At 38.2% G+C, this 1,330-nt stretch carries 1 protein-coding gene; it reads right to left on the reverse strand.

Translation table 11 applies throughout. The annotated features are described in order from the left end of the window. Nucleotides 1-34: 34 nt before the first annotated feature. Complete coding sequence (locus WMO75_RS19545; protein WP_243097413.1) at nucleotides 35-1,135, reverse strand: transposase; 1,101 nt, start codon at nucleotides 1,133-1,135, stop codon at nucleotides 35-37. Nucleotides 1,136-1,330 lie beyond the last annotated feature (195 nt).

Consider the following 1,330-nt stretch of genomic DNA (forward strand, 5'->3'; position numbering starts at 1 on the left):
CTATAAATGAGCAAATTTGAAAAAATGCACAAAATTATCCTGCTAATTTCATAAATGCTTCAAAATCATCACTTGCTTTTGCACATAGGAATAGATACTGATACTTTTCCTGATGAACGGCACTACAGATTCGATGATATCCATCTTGAAAAGACCGATATCCGCCAGTTCCTGTGACACAAATATAATGTGTCAGTGACATCAACAGCCAGTACCTCTGTATTCCCTTTGAGGAGCGTATCTGGTATGTATCCAGGGCCAGATGGTTTTTGCATTGCCTGAAAAATATCTCAATCGGCCATCGACAAACATAACAGGAAAGGATCTCCTGTGTAGATAAGGATACATTTGTGCTAATGAAAGCACGTAGTGCTTTAGGATTACCAAATGCTTTTTCAGGATAGCTTAAAAGAACAACTGCATTTTCTATGCCGCTGAGGTTTCCCTCATACCGGTACACATAATAGTTGCGTTTTTTGACTGTGACGAGGTCAAATCCTTTATGTGTTGTGGATCGTTCAGCAGCCAGTTCACTGAGTTTCTTTTTCATTCCTGATGGATACAGCAGACGGTTTGTTTTCAAAGCACCAATGGTATGGAACCCTTTCTGTACAAAAGTATTGATTATTTTTTCAGAAACATACCAGCAGTCACAAAGGAAATAAGACATTACTGGTGGAACAGGCAGTTCCTTTGCAATATTTTGTACAATATCAATCTTGGAAATTGATTTATTGTACATTACAAAAGCATAGTTCAGGACAATGCCGTTACAGGAAAGCATAACAGCTACTGCCTGATGTCCGTAGTCCTGTTTCCCCTTTAAATGGGATTGGTGAAAGTACGCATCTTCAATCGGATGCAGAGCCTGTGACGAAGGCTTTGTCTTTGAAGCTATCGTATCGTCTACAATGCAGAAAACAGGCTTTCCGGTGCGTGCTGCTTCTGAATAAATAATCTCTATAACAGAACGTTTTAACGTATCTGAAAGTAGAGAATCATCCCATTTCCCTGAATTAAGGAAATGTGCAATCGTAGTTCTGTGACAGGAACTGTTTTTAGCAAAATCCGTGGTTTTTCCATGATATCCTGAAATGAAAATGCTGATCAGGATACTTATAAGGTGGTTTATCACCCGGTTCGAATAAAATTTGCATAAATTTAATTTCTTAAGCTGGTTGTATATGAATGCGGAATGATGTATAGTATTTGCGAGAGACACCTTCTTTCGTAAATGTTGCAAATGTTTGTTTAGGCACTTTCATTATACAACACACGGAATCGAGGTGTCTTTCTTTTATGCAAAATCACGAACTTGCTCATTTATAGT

It is taken from the genome of Blautia intestinihominis, assembly GCF_040096655.1.
Taxonomy (GTDB): Bacteria; Bacillota; Clostridia; order Lachnospirales; family Lachnospiraceae; genus Blautia_A; species Blautia_A intestinihominis.